The sequence below is a fragment of the Coleofasciculus sp. F4-SAH-05 genome (assembly GCF_040222985.1).
In the GTDB taxonomy this organism is placed as follows: Bacteria; Cyanobacteriota; Cyanobacteriia; order Cyanobacteriales; family Coleofasciculaceae; genus Coleofasciculus; species Coleofasciculus chthonoplastes.
On the sequence record NZ_JAVKBY010000048.1, the window covers coordinates 1 to 18607 of the forward strand.

Consider the following 18607-nt stretch of genomic DNA (forward strand, 5'->3'; position numbering starts at 1 on the left):
AATGACAAATGACAAATGACAAATGACGAATGACAAATGACAAATGACAAATGACAAATGACGAATGATAAACGTCAACGTAGATTCAGGGTTTTTCTTGTATTGGGGCTGTTATTAACTATTGTCCTACTGATTGCTAAATCGATTGTATTTTCCCCATCTTTGGCGCGTTCCCAAACGCCAAGAAAAATTACAGAAATTAGAGGCGTTTGGTTGACAAATGTCGCCAGTGGTGTATTATTTTCGCCGTGGGGAATTAACCGAGCGATCGCGCAATTGTCTAAACTGAACTTTAACACGGTTTATCCGGTGGTTTGGAATCGGGGACATACGTTTTATCCGAGTGCGGTGGCGACACAAGAACCTTTGCTGGCAATTATGCGCCTCAATGGAGATGTCTTGGCAGATATTATACAGCAGGGACATCGCCAAGGGTTACGGGTTATTCCGTGGTTTGAGTATGGATTTATGACACCGATTTATTCTGAATTAGCGCGGCGTCATCCTACCTGGATAACTCAGAGTTTAACTCAAAAATCTGATCCGGAGAATCCCCAACTCTTATGGCTGAATCCGTTGCATCCAGAGGTACAACAGCTTATCCTGGATCTGATTAAGGAAGTAGTCAGCCAATATGATGTGGATGGGATTCAGTTGGATGATCACTTTGGGATGCCTGTGGAATTGGGTTATGATCCTTATACCATTGAGCGTTATCAGCAAGAACATTATGGGAATCCTCCCCCGAATTCGCCATTAAATAGTGAATGGATGCGCTGGCGGGCGAATAAGATTAGCGAGTTTATGGGAGAGATTATCCAGACGGTTAAATCGATTAAACCGGATTGTATCATCTCGCTTTCACCTAATCCCCAAGCCTTTGCTTATCAACATTATCTACAAGACTGGCAAACCTGGGTACAACGGGGTTGGGTTGATGAATTAGTGTTACAGGTTTATCGGGATGAGTTGAGTCGTTTTACCGCCGAACTTAATCAACCCGCAGTACGCATGGCGCGGCGAACTATTCCGGTAAGTATTGGCATTTTAACGGGAACCTTAGGTGATCCGATTCCCTTTGCACAAATTCAAGCCCAAGTTGAAGCGGTTCGCGATCGCGCCTTTGATGGTGTATCCTTTTTTTATTGGGAAACCCTGTGGAGTTATTTGACTCCAGAGTCTCCGCAACAGCGAAGGCGGGGATTTCGCGAATTATTTCCCTATCCCGCGATCGCAGAATAATCTGACAATAGCGTCAAGTGTTCCCAGATAAACTCTAGTTATAACTGAACCGGCTTTTTTTTCCCCCCAAATAATCCGCGAATCCAGCGATATAAATTATCCACATAAGTAAATAACACGGGAACCACCACCAAAGTTAACAAAGTTGAAGTCGTAAACCCACCAATTACCGCGATCGCCATAGGGCTGCGTACCTCACCATCCGCCCCTAACTCTAAGGCAATGGGCATCATCCCGGCAATTGTAGACACCGATGTCATCAGAATTGGGCGTAACCGAGACACCCCCGCCTCAACAACTGCCTTATATTGGGGTTTTCCTTCTTTTATCCCCGCCAATCCAAAGTCTACTAATAAAATCGCATTTTTTGTCACTAATCCCATCAGCAAAACAATGCCAATTAGGGCAAATAAGCCCAACTCTTTCTGCGTCACTAACAACCCCAGTAACGCCCCACCAATGGATAAAGGCAAAGCGACTAAAATCCCAAACGGATACAAGAAATTGCTATAAAGTAAGACGAGAATCGCATAAATCGACAGAATCGCCGCCCCTAATGCAGTTGCAAACCGGGTAAAAATATCCTGCATAATCTTGGCATCACCAGCCGGTTCCTCAGCGACTTCTGGTGGGAGGGGATTCATCGCGGGCAATGCTTTAACCGTTTCTAAAGCATCTCCCAGAGAAATACCTTCTAAATTCGCTTCCACCGATACCTGACGATTGCGATCAAAACGGTCAATTTGCGCTGGACCACTTCCCAAACGGATATCCGCCACTGCACTAATCGGAACTAATGTCCCATTTTGACTGGGAACCTGTAAATTTTTCAGGGTACTAATATCAGTGCGAGTCTCTGGATCAAGTTGTACCCGAATCGGAATCTGCCGATCCGCCAAATCAAACTTTGCCAGATTCGACTCATTATCCCCAATTAACGCTAACGATGCCGTTCGTGCGATCGCGCCTACAGAAACGCCCAAATCTGCCGCCCGTTCGGGATCAGGCTGAATCACAATTTCCGGCTTAACTAAACTGGTACTGGAGGTAACTTCCACCAATCCCGGAATATCCCGCATCTGCTTCTCCAAAGTTTCCGCCGTTTGCGTCAACACTGGGGCATTTTCACTCTTGAGCACAATCGATAAATCCTTACCGCCTCCCCCTGCGCCTTGACTTTGGAAACTAATCCGCGCCCCCGGAATTGTCCGGAACACCTGGCGCATCTCTTGTTCAAATTCCTGCTGGGAAACCTCCCGTTCATCTTTGGGTACCAGGTTGGCGTAGACTGTACCCGAATTGATATTATCCGCCGTAGTAAAAACCTTCTCAACCGCCGGATTTTCTTGCAACGATTGGTTGAGTTGTTGCATAATCGCTTCAGTTTCACTCAAGGTTGATCCGGGTGGTAGTTCAACCATCACTGTACTCAACCCCGTATCCCCACTAGCAAATAAACCCTTGGGAATTAATGGCACCAGTTGTAAACTACCGATAAAGAAAGCCAACGCAATTAATAGGGTTGTAATCCGATGACGTAATGCCCAAGTAAGCAGATTTCGGTAAGGGTGAATCCGTTTTTTTCTGGTTCCCGGTTCCCGGTTTCTTTTAGATTTCAGCAAATAGGCACTCAACATCGGTGTCATCGTACAAGCCACCAATGTAGAAAACATCGTAGACACCGCCACTGTGACACCAAAGGGTTGGAAAAATTGACCCGGTATACCTCCCATAAATGCCACCGGAATAAACACCGCCACAATTGTGGCAGTTGTCGCCACCACGGCTAACCCAATTTCCCGTGAAGCATCCAATGCCGCGTTAAAGGGCTTTTTGCCCATATCTAAATGTTGGTCGATGTTTTCAATCATACAAATCGCATCATCGACCAAGTTACCCACCGCTAAGGCTAACGCCAATAACGTCATCCCGTTTAAGGTATACCCCAAGAGTTTCATCACCCCAAATGTGGGAATAATCGAGAGAGGTAACGCCGTTGCCGTAATTAGAGTGACTCGCCAATCCCGCAAAAACAAACCGACGGCAATCACTGTTAAAATACAGGCTAAAACTAAGGCATCAATTGTGGCTTGATAGGAATCCCGAATCGCATCAGCACGAGTAAAAATGAGTGCCAGAGTCACATCGTCTGGTAGGGTTTTTTCCAATTCTGAAACAGCTTCGCGCACCCCTTCTTCCACGGTGACTAAGGTGCTACCCGTACTCCGCCGCACCGAAAAAGCAACCACGGATTCGCCATTCAAAGACGCCGCCTGTCGCTGTTCAGCAAAACTATCCTCTACTTCCCCTAAACTAGATAAGGGAACCGTTGCACCATTGGGGAGAACAATCCGATAACTTCGTAATTCCGCAACCGTTTCTGCACTTCCCAAAGTTCGGATATTTTGCTCACTTCCGCCGACATTTCCCCGCCCTCCGGGTAAGTCAATATTCAAATTCCGAATTTGATCATTCACTTGGGTGGCGGTAATCCCATAAGCTTGTAAACGACTCGGATCAAGATCAACCCGAATCTCCCGATCTACACCCCCCAAACGGTCAATTTGAGCCACACCAGGTACATTCAGCAGGGCGCGGCTAATCGTGCGATCGACTAAATCGCTTAATTGTTCAACCGATCGCGTCTCAGACGCCACCGCGTAGGTCATAATTGAACCGCCTGCAAACTCTAGGCGCTTGACAATCGGTTCATTCACATCCTGGGGTAAATCCTGACGAATTTGGGCAACCGCATTCCGCACCTCATTCGTCGCGCGATCGCTATCCGTTCCGAGGACAAAACTAACAGTAGTGGTGGAACTCCCTTCCGTCACCGTGGAGGTGAGTTCATCAATATTTCCCAACCCCGCCACTGAATCTTCTATTTTCTTGGTGACTTGGGTTTCTAATTCTGTGGGTCCCGCACCGGGTTGGGTAACTGTTACCATCACGGCGGGAATATCGATATTCGGATTACTATCAATTCCTAATCGAAAAAAGGACACCAAACCAAAGATGCCCAAAATTATGAATAAGACGATAGTCGGAACAGGTTTTTTAATTGACCAAGCGGAGAGGTGAAAAGACATAAACTTCGTTTGTAGTTGCTATGCGAACGCCATCAGGTTTAGGGTGAGTGTAATTAGATTTTGCTGAATAAGCGGTATAGTCTGAATTTCATTTAAAATCTGAACATATTGAACTAATAAAATTCACTGAATCAGTTTTATTTTGATTGCTTATATCTTCATGGCTTTTGCGGATATCAGTTTATTTCTATGAAGTTTTTCCTATTTCCTAGACGTTGCGGTTAAACGTCTATACAATCTTCAAGTCCTAATTATAAACACCGATATTAATCATCTAACCACTCTTCCACATCTTCCCAGCTTGTAAAACTTAAAACTTCCTCAATTAAACGGTCTAACTCTGGCAAAGATAATTGTTCTATTTTATTCATGATTACTGGGTTAATTGCTCCAAGATTTTGTTCTAGGACAAGTGAAATTAATTTTAAATTCTGCTCAATCTTGGCAAGATTAATTTCGCCCCTCCTATCGCCGATAAATACTTCCTGCTTGTGCAACTCCTCTAATTCTTGATTACTTAAATTAGCACGACTGGCAATAGTTAACGCTTCTTCTATTTCCGGTACTGCCCCTAGGGATTCGGGAATCATCTCTAAACTGGGGGCAGCTTTGAGAAAATAAATCCATTTATCGCTAAGGGTTTCTAATTCTGATAGTTCTTTATTGAATTTTGGCAACTCTATAAAAATCAATGTTAACTCGTCTCGATAGTTAAATAGCTGTTTTTCTTCCTTGAGTCGAAACCGATTAATCATTTGTGAGCTATTTTTAAATAGCAAAAAATCAGCAATACTTAAAGCAATAAATGGTCTTAATCTTGTATACTGTTCTCCCATATCTAATTGGTTCGCATAAGCCTTAGCAATATTGTAAATTACTCGTTTTTCAAAGGCTTCAACGTTTAAGACTTGCATTTCAATGATTACTGTAGAGCCATTATCTAAAACTGCCCGAACATCGAGATAAGTATCTTTAAGTGTGCTAGTACTACCCGGATTATATGGGTCGATTATTTCCAATGATTTTATGGTGTTTTTGCCTTCATAAACGATAGCGTTAAGAAAGCTGACCAGGATTTTTTGACTGCGGTTTGAGCCAAAAATCTTCTTAAACGCAAAGTCAGTTTTGGGACTAATAAATCTCATACTGAGTTGTTGTATTTAAGATTAACATTATCAAAAGGGAATGGGGTATGGGGAATGCGTAATCCTCCTAGGTTAAGTATAACCCAGACTTCCCGATCGCGAAGCTATCCTTGCTTCTGCTTTTCGGCAAATTGTCGCTTGGGTAAAGTCAATCTCATACTTATGGTGGAAGAAGACCAAGGGAAAGCGATCGCGCCCCTCACCGACAGACTTGACTTTGGGACAAAAGAGCCTGAATCGAATCTCTATTTATGCGTCATTATAATAGAAACAAGCCGCTAAACTCAAATAATTATAGTGAATTGGGAAGCAACGATGGTAACACAACTGACCCCCCAAACCGATACCTCAATCATTTATCCTGACAGTGATGGACAACCAATGGCAGATAATACTATTCAATTTCGCTGGATTACCGTAATTTACTATAATTTAGCCTGGTTATATGCCAACACCCCTAATGTTTTCGTAGCCGGAGACTTATTGTGGTATCCAGTTGAAGGAAATAATAAATTACGCCAAGCACCAGATATAATGGTCGTGTTTGGAGTAGAAAAAGGAGACAGAGGGTCTTATCAGCAGTGGCGGGAGAATAATATCGCGCCCCAAGTCGTGTTTGAGATTCTTTCTCCGGGAAATAGCCAGAAAGAAATGAACCGAAAGTTGTTATTCTACCATCGTTATGGGGTGGAAGAATACTATCTCTACGATCCGAATAAAAATCGGTTAACCGGATGGTTACGAGATGAGAATTGGCTCGATACAATCGAAGAGATGAATGGGTGGGTTTCTCCTCGTTTGGGCATTCGCTTTGAGGTTGCATCAGACACTCTTTTACTATATCGTCCTGATGGTCAACCCTTTATTGATTATGTAGAGGTACAACAACAACTGGAAACAGTATCCCGACAACTTGAACAGGAACGTCAGGCTAAGGCAACTTTCAGCGCACAACTTGAACAGGAACGTCAGGCTAAGGAAATTGCCGAAGAACGTGCTAAACGCTTAGAAGAATTGCTGCGAGAAGCAGGGATCGATCCAGATGATCATTCTCCGTAGGGGTGTTGATTACCAGGTAGGGGTTTGGTTGCCAAACCCCTGTTTATCGAATCAGTTAACCACCTCAACGGTATCGCCATCTTTTAAATAAGCCGCACCCTTAACCACAACGCGATCGCCTACAGATAACCCACTTTTAATTTCAACCCGATTATCACCCAGAAGTTCACCCACCTCTACAGGCTGGGCTTTAACCGTATTATCGGGTTGCACGATATAGGCGATCGCACTACCGTCACTTTGGGGCAAAATAGCTTTGGCGGGTAGGGTTAACCCTTGGGCAGCTGAGGTGGTAATTGACGCCCGTAAAAACATTCCCGGTTTTAAGGTGGCTGAGGCGGGTAAATCAATCTTCACCTGCGCCTGACGGGAGGCTTCATCAATCATCGGGTCAATTTCCCGAACTTTACCCGACAGTTGTAAACTACTATCTGCGTCGGAGGTAATCGTTACCGATTGTCCGGGTTGAATTTGGGGAAGTTGGGTTTCAGGAACGTTAGCAATCAGTTCTAAACGTCCATTTTCAATGATTTTGAAGAGAGTTTGGGAACCAGAGGTGACATTTCCCACACGGGCATTGCGTTCAGCTATTTTACCACTCACCGGAGCCAGGATGCGGGTGTTGTTGAGTTGTGCGATCGTGGATTGTACCTGTGCCTGTGCTTGGGCGAGTTGGGCTTCGGCTTGGGTAATCACTTCCCGCCGGGGTCCAGCTTGGAGTTGAGCAAGTTGCTGCTTGGCTTCTCGTAACCGGGCTTGTGCCTGTTCAAGTTGGGAACGGCTACTGCGTTCTTGATTGTAGACTTCATCTAAGCGATCGCGGGCAATAGCACCTTCAGCTTGCAGCTTTTTATTGCGATCGACCCGGGTTATAGCTAATTCTAAGTCTGACTCGGCGGCTGCAACAGCAGATTCAGCGCTGCTCACCACTTCTTTAGCCCGGGCAATTTCTTCGCTACGGGAACCTGCCCGAAGTTCCGCGAGGCGGGCTTCTGCTTGGGCGACGGAGGCTTGGGCTTGATTTAATTGTGCCTGGAGTACCGAGTTATCGAGACGGGCTAATAATTGTCCAGCTTTGACAACCTGCCCTTCTTCCACCAACACCTGTTGAATCTGTAAGCCTGTCGCCTGAGACATGACTGGATTCATCTCAAACGCCGCCGAGCTTCCGGTGGCATCTAAACTGCGGCTAACACTCTCGGATATCACTTGGGCCACAGTTACGCTTTGACTGGGGGCAGATGATGTGGCGACGGGGGGTTCTGCTGTTGGTGCGTCTGACTGTTGAGACGAGACTAAGCGCGTCGCCCCTAACGCTAAGAGGACACCAATCCCGATACCCAAAAACAGCCCTTTTCCACCAGATAGCCAGCCTTTTTTGGCGTTCTCGGTTCCAGATTGGGGAGAGGAACCTGCATCCTGTTCATAAGTGTCGGCTTCAGCGTCAGGTAGATAGAAAACCACATCGACATCCTGTTTGATTTCGGCAGGCTTAACGGTTGGAGAACTATTCAACTGGTTTGTCTTGGGATTTGGTGCTGTCTGAGTCACTGTTATTCCTCTTGGACGGATCGAGGGTACTGATGTTGTAAAGACTAATTTGATAAATATTTGGTTACTTCACTTAACACTACTTTACATTTTAGCGCAATCTTGACCGCTTGTAGTAAGGGCTTTAGCCCTAGATTCTGTTGGGTTGAGCGAAGTCGAAACCCAACCTACAACCTGCTCCCTCAGCTCCCAGACGTGCCATGGCACGTCTCTACATTGCTCCCCCAGCTCCCCCTGCCCTCCCACTCTCCCGAATTGGCATTGCTCATTGCTCATAAGGACGAGGGACTAGGATGAGGCACATAAGCCTGAGTCCCTTTTAACACCTCTTTATATAAAATTTCTAATTGACTAATATTCCCACTCAGGGTGTAACGTTCTAAAACTCTAGCTCTAGCTTTTTGACCCAGAAGCATTGTCCATTCCGTATGATCTCGTAACAAGGGCAAAAGGGTATTCAATTGAGACGTGACCCGATGGGTATTCAGAATAATACCCGCGCCACCTTCTAAAACCTCACCATCCGCCCCCGCATCGGTGGCGACACAAGCCAAACCACAAGCCATGGCTTCGAGTAATGATAAGGAGAGTCCTTCTAATAACGACGGTAAAATAAATACATCGGCGGCTTGCAGAATCTCAATCCGCTGCTGTTCATTGGCGATAAAGCCTAACCAGAGAATCCCATCGTATCTATCATAAAAAGGTCTTAACGTGGGAACTAGAGGTCCATTCCCGACAATCAAAAGCTTACAGCGATCGCCCATTTCCGACTGTTTCCACGCCTTGAGTAACGCCTCTACATTTTTTTCTGTAGCAATGCGACCTTGATAAACAAATAGGCGTTGGGCATCAAATCGGACTTTCAAATTCGATGTGCCAGGAGCATATTTGAGCACATCAACTCCATTGGGAATTACGGCGAGTTTATGGCGAGGAACTCCCAAACGCACCAGCAAATCCCGTTGCAGTTGAGAAAAGATAATCACCCGATCATAGTGTGCCAGAAACGGGGCATAGAGTTGATAAGCAACCAGTTGGGTTCCCGATTTTAAATTGCGGCGTTTGCCATCAAAGGGGGGATGAAATGTGGCAACGAGGGGTAAATTCAGGTCTTCACAGATTTCTGGAAGCAGAAAATCTAAGGGAGACAAAGTGAGAGACGCATGGACTAAATCCGGGCGGAGTTGCTGTAGAGCCTGTTTTAAAACCTTACTCGCTTTCGGGGAGGGAATCGTATAAACTTGGGACTTGTACAAACAGGGTAGAGATACCTCCTGACAACCCAAAAATAGGGGATCTGCGGCGGTTTCCTCTTGGGCAAAATGCAGAAAACTAACTTGGTATCCTCGGTCTAGTAAAGCATTGGTCACTTCTCGACCGTAAGTGACATTGCCACAAAATGGTGATTTTTTTCCGATCCAGGCGATATGCATTCAAGTTGAATCGTGAGTCTCCTATTTGTCAGCGCGAGTTAACATCGCTGATCCTGTACCGGAAATATACCAGTTTATGCACCCTCCCGCGATCGCAATTATGGCTAAACTAAATAAGACCGGAGCTAAACCGAGCCAGGTTTCGGCTAAACCGGCTAAGGCTAAGGGCAGACTCAGGGCAATATTTACGCCATTATTTTGCAGCCCGAAAACCTTCCCGCGCATCTCTTCCGGGGTTTCGGCTTGAATCGTAGTTTGCATAGGAATCCCTACCATCGCCCCACACATCCCCAACAAAGCAGTCATGGCTAACGCCATCCAGAGACTATGAGTAAACACCGATAACCCCACTAGCGCTACTGACATCCCCATTGATCCATAGAGACTCAAGCGATTATGGGTAAAATGCTGACCCCAATGTCCCAGAATCGCCGCACCAGCCGCCATTCCAATTCCTCCCATTGCCAGTAAGAAGCCAAATTGTGAGGCTTTCATTCCCGGAAGGGTTTCGGCGAGTCGTACCGCTAACACCGCTAGGGCGGCGAAAATGGAGAATAAAATCACTAATTGAATCATGGCATTGCGGACGCGCCGTTGGCGTTTGAGATAAAGCAATCCCTCCCAAATATCGGCAAAAACGTGCGGGGTTTCACCTTCAGTGGGTTCGGTGTTTTCACCTGTTTTCAGCACTAGTAACACCAATCCCGCGATCGCATACCCGCCACCAACGACAAATTCTTTACCAAATTGCCAATCAATCCCCAACTGCGCCACCAATTTATCAGTCAACGCTAATAACGGATCACCCACGGCAAATCCAATAATCAAGGATGCCATCATCGTCGTGGTATAAAGGGAATTCGCCGAGAGCAAATGACGACGCTTGACAATCAACGGAATAACCGCTTGTTCAGCCGGGGCAAAAAATTGGGTTAAGGTCGAAACCAAGAATGTGATAATCAATAAGCCATAGAAGCCGACGGGCAACTTATAGATGGGACTCCAATCCTGAGTCAGCCATAACACCGCCGGAACTGACCAAACCAAGACACCTCGCAGCAGATTGGTAGAGACGAGTACCGCCTTTTTTGACCAGCGATCCACGAAAACTCCCGCCAGAGAACCAAACAGGACAGCCGGAATTGTGAACGCAATCATCACAGCTGAAACCCAACCACTGATACTGGTTCCCTCCGCCTGAAAGTGGCTAGCAATCAAGGCAATCATCAACACCAAATAAATTTTATCGGCAAGCTGAGAAAAAACCTGACCACTCCACAAGGTTAAGAAATTACCATTTTTCAGAACGGGTACAAACCCCTGTTTGCCTGGTTCAGCAGTAGGTTCATCCGTTTTCGCCGGGACGTTCTCTGCTTGACGCGGCGGCTGGTGAGGTTCTCGATAATTGCGCTTAGTCGCAGACGATGACTTTTTTTGGACAGGATTTTGGTTAACTCGTTTGGATTCAGATTCAGATAATCGCATTCGTTCTCGTAAGTTGGCTGCTGTGGCTGATCAACCCCAATGGGTAAATCGTCCACTTAAGGTATTTTGATCAGTTTTTTATAAAACTACACTTTCTCTATCATTGCATGTAAACTACCCAGCGCTAATCTCTAATCAGGTGTAATGTGGGCTTCTGCCTTCGTGGAGGACTACTTTCGCCGTAAAAACCGTCCATGTTCGTTTGTGGATGCATGCTAAATTAGACCACAAATTATATTATTTTCCGGATTTTCGGGATTATCGCGGTTGTAGGGGCGAGTCGCTGCACAAATCTGGCGGTGTGAGAATTAAGCTGTATCGACTCGCCCTTTTCTAAAGATAGATAAGCAGTGTCCGATTAAACTAATGTCAATAATGGCAAAATCCTTGTACGTAGTGCGAGCATCTTGCTCGCTACCGAGCATCTTGCTCGCTACCGAGCATCTTGCTCGCTACCGAGCATCTTGCTCGCTACTAAAAGCTCGCTACTAATACCCAATTTAAATGCATGACAGCTTATTGTTCCGTTGACATTGCCAAAGCGTCTACTAACGCGGCTGAACGAATGGAACGACCAAAGTGATACTGGGCATAATCCCGTAACATCCGCTCAACTTTAACCCAGAGGGGAGCGATCGCGTCTAGGGATGCCTGGGATAACTCAGCCGCCGCTAGCTGTTGTACAATCGCTAATTCAACGGCATTCAGTTTACAGGTTAACCGGGGTAAAGGGGATTGATTAACTCCCTGACTACGGCTAGCAACGGGATGGAACCGGTTCTCCGGTTGAGACGCCTCTACTGCCAAATTATAGGTGCCACCCGCCTCCACACTAAACCCGACTTGCCAATTCTGAGCCGCAAAATCAGGCTGAATCGGATGCTGAGAGATACAACACTGTTGCACTTGCGGCGCAATCCCAGCTAACGCCAATAAGTGAAAAATACCCTGGCAAAGGTGTGCCAAAATTAGGGAGGCACCGGAGGGACTGCTGCTTAATTGGGGTAACTGTTCCAATCGCCGCAGATGCTCATTGAACAAGGCGTACAGTTCAGCTTGGGGTTGTTCACTTAAGGCATGACACAATACTAATTCTGCCAGGTACTGACTGGCTGCCAGCTTGCCTAAATCCTTCGCCAATCCTGGATAGGATTCCAAGGTTTCAGCTTGAGTAATTTTATCCAGCGATCGCCCTTTGTAAATCAGTAACTGATTCACCACAAACAAGCCCATTCTACCTGCCAATTTTGAGTTCTGTTTGCGGGAACCCGGTGCCACTACGCGAATCAATCCCCACTCTGGCGTTAAAATTGTGACTAAGCGATCCGCTTCACCTAGCGGCATACTTTTCAGGTTAATTCCAGTGGCGTTATAGGTTTTTGTCATTTGTCATTCGTCATTTGTCATTTGTCATTTGTCATTTGTCATTTGTCATTCGTCAGGGTGAGTTTAGTCACATCCGGGTGACAAAAAATGTTAGTCGTCAAGCCTATTCCTACACATCGGTCAGGGCGGGTTTTGTAGAAACGTTGGTAACAACAATCAATATTAATCCCTAAACCCGCCCCTACAGACGCTTCCGGCATCACGTCTGAAACACTTCATTCTTCGTCTTTTTCCTCACGCTGTTGCAACAACTCTGGTCCACGAGAGGTGCCTAATCGGGTTGCTCCGGCTATGACTAAATCTAACGCTTGTTCGATTGTGCGGATACCTCCTGAAGCTTCAATCCCGATTTGTCCTTTTGTCAAGTCTTTCAAGAATTTGACATCCGACACCGTTGCACCTCCATGCCAACCTGTACTGGTTTTGAGATATTGCGCCCCAGCATCAATGCAAATTTCGGCGGCGAGTTGTTTTTCAGTGTCGGTTAAAAGCGTTGTTTCTAAGATAACTTTGACGGTTTGCCCGGTTTCCTCGCAGATTGGGGCGATTTCGCGATAGATAGCATCAGTGTTTCCAGTTTTTAATGCCCCTAAATGAAGCATGACATCGAGTTCCGTTGCGCCATTTTCTACTGCTTCTTGGGCTTCGTAGAGTTTAGCCGCAGTTGTGGTAGCGCCTGTGGGAAAGCCAATCACGGTACAAACTTTGGGCGTTTTTTTGTGTAAGAGTTCCGCCGCAAGTTTGACGTACACTGGATAGACACAGACTGTGGCAAACTGAAATCGATCAGCTTCACGACACCATTTCTCTACCTGTTCGGGTGTCGCCGTGGGCGAGAGGAGAGCATGATCAATGAGAGGGGCAATATCGATATCGGGATAATCCATTGCGATCGCGTTTCTACTTTAATAAAAACCTAACACCTACTGACGTGATGCCAATTCTGAAACAAAATCTTGATGTTCCTGACTGGCTAATCCCTGCTGCAATACCTCTAAAACCTTGGCTAAATTTCCAGCTAATAACGCCGTTCTATCTAGCCACAATCCTGGAAAAACAACTGAACAAATTATCCCATCGCTATTGGGCTCAACTTTAACATAATCTCCTGCATTTAACCTAAACCAATCTAATTCTCCGTTTTCAACTCGCCATACCAAATAGTCTTGTACTCCATTGCGGCGATATACGTTGAATTTTTGGTGCAAATCAATGGAAACACTACTCGCCGCAATTTCTACGATTAACTCAGGCGCACCTTCGATATAATCATCGTCGCTAATCGTTGATTGTCCACCGACTTTAATTCTCAGAATAGCATCCGGTTGAGGTTCGTTATCGAGATCCAGCCTAACTGTACAATTGTCGCCCAATTGCAGATTAGGAGTGAAACTTGTGTAGAAGCCTAGCCACAACATAATATGAGCATGGGGTTCGCCATGTTGGGTAATCCGGAGGGGAGATGCCATGTACACGATTCCTTCAATCAATTCGGCTTTTTTCAGATCAGGCATAGCTGAATAGCGATGCTCAAATTCAATACGGTTGAGTTTATCACCGTTTTCTAAGCGGGGAATCGTTAATCGAGGAGAGAGTTTTGTCGATGTCATAGTCACCACTCGCGATCGCTGCCTTTATTATCCTTTCAAATACTAGCATCTACGCCCATTTTGGCGTAGGGAAGAACTTGACCTGTAGAATGTGAAACACTACTGAATTTTGGGATTTTCCATCTCTTGACGCAGTTGATCAGCTTCTTCTAAAGTGGCTTCCGGATCTTCATCAGTTGAACGCTGCACATAATTAATCTTCAGTTCTTCCAACAAGTCAGACAGCAACGACTGAAGTTCTAACTGTGTTGCCTCATCCTGTAGTTCTTCCCGCAGGGCGTACTTAAAATTATGACTCAGTTGGTCAAACAGTTGTCGCCCTTGCAGATCAGAGTAGGAGGTAGCTAAGACTTCATACATGGCTTGGGCTAAATAATTAGCTAGGTTTTCCATAACCTCTTTGGGCAACCCTTTCATTCCCGGTACTTGTCGCAATCCCGTGTAAAAATCTGATTGTTGCAGCGCTCCTTTGAGACTATGATGCAATAATGCCTGTAAATCGGGTTGAACTTGCGGTAAAACTTTATAAATAGAGAGTTCTAAGAGGCGATCGGTGATGGCATCGACTTTATTAATATCACTAACTTGGACATACGTCTCAGGTTGCAATATGGCACGCGCCATATCTCCTTTGTCAACGGACTCTTTGGTTTGATTAATCAGTCGCACCATCAAAAACATCGATACCCGATCTGCCAAATACGCTGCTGGTTCATGGGTGACTTGTGCTAAAATTCGCTCCATATTGAACAATCCTGATTGATGCGATCGCACAGATACCGGAATAATCCGTAACCAGCGCCAGGTGGGAAGGAGTAGCAGCATGTCGTACCAGCGCCGCCAGAGGGTATCTCCCCATGTCAACTTCTCTTGGCGTCGAGAAATAAAGAAGGTACGGAATAAAAGCTCAATCCCAAAAAAGGCAATAAAATAAAGGTCAATACGCCAGAAGTTATCAACAAGTTGACCATTTTCGTCGGTGGGTCGAAAATAGTTACTGTTTAGTAGCGGTCGAATATCGCTGTTAAAGAATGAGAGGGCGTTTTCCCAGCCTACTTGCGCTAGATACTCCTGTCGCCAAAATCTTGCAAAGGCTTGCTTGGCTGATTCCGTATTCAGGTGATCGCGCATTCGCCGCTTCAATTTAGCGAATGTACCAAACTTGTTGGCTGCCAAAAATGGGTTCTCTTCAATCAGGTCATTACTTTGTTGGCGCAACTCTTGCAAGACTGGTTCAATTGGCGGTGCTTGTAGTCCTTGCTGGGAGAGTTGTACGGTTAAAGCATCAACGGTTTGGAGATAACGTTGGGTATCCGGATGAGGCTCAATACTTTTCACCGGGTCATAGACTGTCACAATCTTAGGAAATTCTCGCACATAAACATCCCGCAATGGGATATAGCTGAGATTGAATAATGCCAGCAGGATATTCGCCCATGCAATTAAGGCGGTGAGCTTATTCCACCAGTTCCGACCTCGGTTTTTGTAGGAATCGGCATGGGTATCCTGCGCTAGAGCTTGTTCTGCCATTTCCCCGTTGGATAGTCACTACAAGACAGAATTGGATTATATCATTCAAGAGATAGATGCATGAACCCGACAAGTCACTCTATAGTGAGTGAGGAATTAAACATTTATGGTTGTATCCAGCCTTTTTGAGGCAAATTTTTGACGTTAATGAGGTATTCTTATGGCAACCAAACCAGAACAACAACAGGTATACCGAGAAAAAGTGCAAGCTGAGTTAAGCAAGCTGAATGCTCAGGTTGACGAAATGAAAGCCAAGGCAGCCCAAGCCCAGGCTGATGTTAAGATTCAGTACAATAGCCAGATTGAAGAATTGCAAACCAAACAGGTTGCAGTGCAAAAGAAAGTTGAAGAACTCCAGACGGCTAGTCAAGATGCTTGGGAAGATATCAAAATTGGTGTAGAAGCCGCTTGGCTGGATTTACAGCAATCCTTCCAAAATGCCGTTGCCAAATTTGACCAAAAATAGTGATTGGAGATTAGGGAACCCTTAACTTGGCTCAGGGCAAATGATTTGTCGGGGCGGGTTTAGGAACTTTCTTTTAGCTTATCCGGCGATAGGTTCCCCACGCTCTAATCTTCGATTGAGCGTGGGATGAATCGCCAGTTTATTATTGACAACTTGCTTGTTGTAAGCTAATATTAATTCTCTTGCGATAAGCAAGAAGTGGGGCTGGGCGTATTCCCCACTATAAAACGCCGGAAGCGTCGTTCTGAAACGACGACAAAGGAAGCCTACAACCGTACCCGTAGGGTCGGTGTAGGAGGACGTCACCTGTGGATAATAACGTTTGTTCAAAACCCGCCCTAACCTATGTGTAGAGGCGGGTTTGGCTATTATCGTTTATTCTTCACCCGTAATGTTACTCAACCCGCCCTCATCTTCCAGACGTGCCATGGCACGTCTCTACTTCCTCATCTCCCCCACACCCCTGCACCCCCGCTCATATCACGCTCCCATTCCCGAATACTGCTTCAATCCCTTGCGCCACAACCAGCGATTGATGGTAAAAAACAACAATCCCCAGCCCACCATAACTAAAATTCCTTTGACAAAATTAACAGGTAGCCCGATTAACAACGCCGCTGGAAAATGTGCCAAGTAGGGAAAAGGCGTCCATTCGGCAATGGCTCGGACTGTAGGGGGAAAAACTTCTAACGGTGCCATCATTCCTGACAGAAACAAATAGAATAAATACCAAAATTGTTCCAGTGAACTGGCTCGCTCTGTCCAAAATGCAAATAAGGCAAAGGTATATTGGATTAAAAATTGTAGAGCAAATGCCATGGCTGTGATGAATATAAATAATAGTATATCACTCAAACCAGGTAACCAAAATGCTGAGGGATAGAGGAGAAAGAATAAACCTAAAAGTACAACCGATAAAGGTAGGCGAACAAAGCGTTCAGATAGATGACCTGCAACATGATGCCATACAGGATCAATGGGTTGCAGGAGTTTAGGAGATAGTCTGCCCTCTACCACTTCCCTTTCAAAATCAAAAATCATCCACACCACAGTAAACTGGCGAACGAGAAAAACGGATAGGAAGTAACGCATAAATTCTTCAGGAGTTAGCTCAAATTCCCCGGCTTGAGCTGCCTGCATCCAAACCCCCATGAGAATTAGCGGCAAACTGTTGGAAAGTATCCAAAAAAAAAGCTCTGCCCGGTATTCCAACATATAAGCATAGTAAACAGACAGAAATATCTGACTGGTGTGAATTAATCGCTTCATAGTAATTAGGGTCTGCTGAATAAGTTTTGTGGTGGGGAAGATGGGGAGGGCAAATGATTAATGACTAGAAAAGAGTTTTCTATGTAGGGGCGGGTTTCACTACTATCGTTTGAAATGGTGCGTTACGCTACGCTAACGCACCCTACACCCGCCCTGTCCAAATGATTAATTTCTGGACCAATGACCAATGACCAATGACCAAAAATCACGAAACAACTCCGGCTCGGAAAACCCGACCGATGACTTCTTCGATGGGGGGGTCACTAACAGTTAAATCTATCACCTCTAAATCCGCCAAAATCCGAGCCACGGTACTTGTCAGCTTTTCACGCTGCACTAAGAAACGTACTGCTAACCCATCGATTGCCTCTATTTCTGCATAACCTGACAACTCCTCTTTTGACAAGGGTTGAGCTAGTTCTACTTTTACCTCCCGATAGGGCGCAAAGCGATTAAGGAGTCCCTCCAAGCTGCCATCATAAATCATCTGCCCTTCATAAATTAGCAGCACTCGCTGACACAGCGCCGTAATATCTGCCATGTAGTGACTGGTCAATAAAACGGTGGCTCCCGTGCGCTGGTTGTACTCGCGTAAGAAATTCCGCACCGCTAATTGAGCATTAACATCCAATCCCAACGTGGGTTCATCTAAAAATAAGACTTGGGGTTGATGCAAAAGCGCCGCCAGCAATTCGGCTTTCATGCGTTCTCCGAGGGATAGTTTCCGCACGGGTTGCGTGAGTTTGGCTTCTAAGGATAACATTTCTGCCAGTTCCCCGACGCGACGTTGAAACTGGTTGTGAGAAATTCCATAAACAGCGGCGTTGATTCTCAGGGAATCCCAGGCGGGTAAGTCCCAAATCAGTTGCTGCTTTTGACCCATGACTAGGGTAATCTGCTGCAAAAAGCTGGATTCCCGGTGAAATGGGATATAACCCGCCACCTTAACCTCACCCCCGGAAGGGTGAACAAGTCCGGTGAGCATTTTCAAGGTCGTGGTTTTACCGGCACCATTGGGACCGAGAAATCCCACCACTTCCCCCATACCAATTTCAAAGGAAACATTTTGTACAGCAACGACAGAGCGGTACTTTCGGCGCAAAAAGTGGGTGAGAGTCCCCTTAATACCGGGTTGTTTGACCGCTACGGGGTAGACTTTGCTCAGATTTTGAGCCACAACAATAGACATAATGATCTAGTCTACATTGGTCATTGGTCATTGGTCATTGGTCATTGGTCATTGGTCATTGGTCATTGGTCATTGGTCATTGGTCATTGGTCATTGGTCATTGGTCATTGGTCATTGGTCATTGGTCATTGGTCATTGGTCATTGGTCAT

At 45.7% G+C, this 18607-nt stretch carries 16 protein-coding genes; 5 read left to right on the forward strand and 11 right to left on the reverse strand.

Annotation, left to right across the window (positions count from 1 at the left end; all coding sequences use genetic code 11):
* The first annotated feature begins 57 nt into the window (after positions 1-57).
* Positions 58-1242 carry a glycoside hydrolase family 10 protein gene (locus RIG27_RS05240; RefSeq protein WP_446343098.1) on the forward strand — a complete coding sequence of 395 codons (1185 nt, stop codon included), beginning with the start codon at positions 58-60 and terminating at the stop codon, positions 1240-1242.
* A 38-nt stretch (positions 1243-1280) separates the two neighbouring features.
* Here the strand turns inward: RIG27_RS05240 and RIG27_RS05245 are convergent, their stop codons facing one another.
* Complete coding sequence (locus RIG27_RS05245) at positions 1281-4331, reverse strand: efflux RND transporter permease subunit (protein WP_446343100.1); 3051 nt, start codon at positions 4329-4331, stop codon at positions 1281-1283.
* A 266-nt stretch (positions 4332-4597) separates the two neighbouring features.
* Entirely contained in the window at positions 4598-5476 is an 879-nt protein-coding gene (locus RIG27_RS05250) for an Rpn family recombination-promoting nuclease/putative transposase (protein WP_446343102.1), read from the reverse strand.
* 54 nt (positions 5477-5530) lie between these two features.
* Here RIG27_RS05250 and RIG27_RS05255 point away from each other — a divergent pair, with 54 nt between their 5' ends.
* Together RIG27_RS05255 and RIG27_RS05260 are read left to right on the forward strand one after the other, a co-directional pair.
* Complete coding sequence (locus RIG27_RS05255; protein WP_446343104.1) at positions 5531-5758, forward strand: hypothetical protein; 228 nt, start codon at positions 5531-5533, stop codon at positions 5756-5758.
* A gap of 33 nt (positions 5759-5791) precedes the next feature.
* Complete coding sequence (locus tag RIG27_RS05260; protein WP_446343106.1) at positions 5792-6535, forward strand: Uma2 family endonuclease; 744 nt, start codon at positions 5792-5794, stop codon at positions 6533-6535.
* A gap of 51 nt (positions 6536-6586) precedes the next feature.
* On the opposite strand, the gene RIG27_RS05265 is transcribed toward RIG27_RS05260, so the two are convergent.
* From RIG27_RS05265 to recO, 4 genes are all read right to left on the reverse strand, one after another.
* Complete coding sequence (locus RIG27_RS05265; RefSeq protein WP_446343123.1) at positions 6587-8050, reverse strand: efflux RND transporter periplasmic adaptor subunit; 1464 nt, start codon at positions 8048-8050, stop codon at positions 6587-6589.
* Between the two features lie 308 nt (positions 8051-8358).
* Positions 8359-9522 carry a glycosyltransferase family 4 protein gene (locus RIG27_RS05270; RefSeq protein ID WP_446343108.1) on the reverse strand — a complete coding sequence of 388 codons (1164 nt, stop codon included), beginning with the start codon at positions 9520-9522 and terminating at the stop codon, positions 8359-8361.
* Between the two features lie 21 nt (positions 9523-9543).
* The gene (locus RIG27_RS05275) at positions 9544-11007 is read right to left on the reverse strand and encodes an MFS transporter (protein WP_446343110.1); all 1464 of its coding nucleotides are present in this window, start codon (positions 11005-11007) and stop codon (positions 9544-9546) included.
* Between the two features lie 516 nt (positions 11008-11523).
* Positions 11524-12393: a DNA repair protein RecO gene (recO, locus tag RIG27_RS05280; protein WP_446343112.1), complete on the reverse strand. Its 870-nt coding sequence runs from the start codon at positions 12391-12393 to the stop codon at positions 11524-11526.
* Here recO and RIG27_RS05285 point away from each other — a divergent pair.
* Positions 12387-12566 carry a hypothetical protein gene (locus RIG27_RS05285; protein ID WP_446343114.1) on the forward strand — a complete coding sequence of 60 codons (180 nt, stop codon included), beginning with the start codon at positions 12387-12389 and terminating at the stop codon, positions 12564-12566. The two genes, recO and RIG27_RS05285, sit on opposite strands and share 7 nt — an antisense overlap.
* A gap of 42 nt (positions 12567-12608) precedes the next feature.
* Here the strand turns inward: RIG27_RS05285 and deoC are convergent, their stop codons facing one another.
* The 3 genes from deoC to RIG27_RS05300 form a co-directional block, all read right to left on the reverse strand.
* Entirely contained in the window at positions 12609-13286 is a 678-nt protein-coding gene (gene deoC, locus RIG27_RS05290; RefSeq protein ID WP_446343125.1) for a deoxyribose-phosphate aldolase, read from the reverse strand.
* Between the two features lie 30 nt (positions 13287-13316).
* Entirely contained in the window at positions 13317-14003 is a 687-nt protein-coding gene (locus RIG27_RS05295; RefSeq protein WP_446343116.1) for a Uma2 family endonuclease, read from the reverse strand.
* A 99-nt stretch (positions 14004-14102) separates the two neighbouring features.
* On the reverse strand, positions 14103-15533 hold the full coding sequence (locus RIG27_RS05300; RefSeq protein ID WP_446343118.1) for a hypothetical protein: 1431 nt from the start codon (positions 15531-15533) through the stop codon (positions 14103-14105).
* Between the two features lie 160 nt (positions 15534-15693).
* Between RIG27_RS05300 and RIG27_RS05305 the strand changes: the two genes are divergently transcribed.
* On the forward strand, positions 15694-15999 hold the full coding sequence (locus RIG27_RS05305; protein ID WP_446343120.1) for a hypothetical protein: 306 nt from the start codon (positions 15694-15696) through the stop codon (positions 15997-15999).
* 480 nt (positions 16000-16479) lie between these two features.
* On the opposite strand, the gene RIG27_RS05310 is transcribed toward RIG27_RS05305, so the two are convergent.
* The gene (locus tag RIG27_RS05310; RefSeq protein WP_446340214.1) at positions 16480-17268 is read right to left on the reverse strand and encodes an ABC transporter permease; all 789 of its coding nucleotides are present in this window, start codon (positions 17266-17268) and stop codon (positions 16480-16482) included.
* A 205-nt stretch (positions 17269-17473) separates the two neighbouring features.
* Positions 17474-18457 carry an ABC transporter ATP-binding protein gene (locus RIG27_RS05315; protein ID WP_446340213.1) on the reverse strand — a complete coding sequence of 328 codons (984 nt, stop codon included), beginning with the start codon at positions 18455-18457 and terminating at the stop codon, positions 17474-17476.
* Positions 18458-18607 lie beyond the last annotated feature (150 nt).

Excerpts from the sequence above, each read along its gene's own strand:
- RIG27_RS05240 (WP_446343098.1), top strand. The coding sequence starts at position 58 with ATGACGAATGATAAACGTCAACGTAGATTCAGGGTTTTTCTTGTATTG.
- RIG27_RS05245 (WP_446343100.1), bottom strand. The coding sequence starts at position 4,331 with ATGTCTTTTCACCTCTCCGCTTGGTCAATTAAAAAACCTGTTCCGACT.
- RIG27_RS05250 (WP_446343102.1), bottom strand. The coding sequence starts at position 5,476 with ATGAGATTTATTAGTCCCAAAACTGACTTTGCGTTTAAGAAGATTTTT.
- RIG27_RS05255 (WP_446343104.1), top strand. The coding sequence starts at position 5,531 with ATGCGTAATCCTCCTAGGTTAAGTATAACCCAGACTTCCCGATCGCGA.
- RIG27_RS05260 (WP_446343106.1), top strand. The coding sequence starts at position 5,792 with ATGGTAACACAACTGACCCCCCAAACCGATACCTCAATCATTTATCCT.
- RIG27_RS05270 (WP_446343108.1), bottom strand. The coding sequence starts at position 9,522 with ATGCATATCGCCTGGATCGGAAAAAAATCACCATTTTGTGGCAATGTC.
- RIG27_RS05275 (WP_446343110.1), bottom strand. The coding sequence starts at position 11,007 with ATGCGATTATCTGAATCTGAATCCAAACGAGTTAACCAAAATCCTGTC.
- recO (WP_446343112.1), bottom strand. The coding sequence starts at position 12,393 with ATGACAAAAACCTATAACGCCACTGGAATTAACCTGAAAAGTATGCCG.
- RIG27_RS05295 (WP_446343116.1), bottom strand. The coding sequence starts at position 14,003 with ATGACATCGACAAAACTCTCTCCTCGATTAACGATTCCCCGCTTAGAA.
- RIG27_RS05300 (WP_446343118.1), bottom strand. The coding sequence starts at position 15,533 with ATGGCAGAACAAGCTCTAGCGCAGGATACCCATGCCGATTCCTACAAA.
- RIG27_RS05305 (WP_446343120.1), top strand. The coding sequence starts at position 15,694 with ATGGCAACCAAACCAGAACAACAACAGGTATACCGAGAAAAAGTGCAA.
- RIG27_RS05310 (WP_446340214.1), bottom strand. The coding sequence starts at position 17,268 with ATGAAGCGATTAATTCACACCAGTCAGATATTTCTGTCTGTTTACTAT.
- RIG27_RS05315 (WP_446340213.1), bottom strand. The coding sequence starts at position 18,457 with ATGTCTATTGTTGTGGCTCAAAATCTGAGCAAAGTCTACCCCGTAGCG.